The organism is Fructilactobacillus sp. X2R1C1 (genome assembly GCF_059901435.1).
On record NZ_JBWXUV010000136.1, the window covers coordinates 1 to 245 of the forward strand.

Annotated in this window: 1 protein-coding gene; it reads right to left on the reverse strand. The window is 47.3% G+C overall.

Annotated elements, in window-relative coordinates; translation table 11 throughout:
• Window positions 1–183 (reverse strand): hypothetical protein (locus AC6UDG_RS07785; protein WP_500707003.1); only part of this gene is annotated, 183 nt, incomplete at its 3' end.
• Between the last annotated feature and the right edge of the window lie 62 nt (window positions 184–245).

A 245-nucleotide genomic window follows, 5' to 3' on the forward strand; every position in this document is an offset into this window, starting at 1 on the left:
CTTCTGGGGAAGTTGTTGGCTGTCTTCGATGGCTAACCCAATACAATCAAGCATAGCGGTACTACCGTTAGCACGAATGTTATCGAGGGTCATAGGACGAGCAACGTCCACGTCGCTGATCTCACAGGTTACGTCACTACCAAAGGTATAAAAGCTGACGCGAGTCTCCTGCTCGAAAGCCAAGGATTTGGTCCTTAAGAAGTCGATCTGCTTGTTAAAAACTTTCACGGCGGAATCAATAGTGT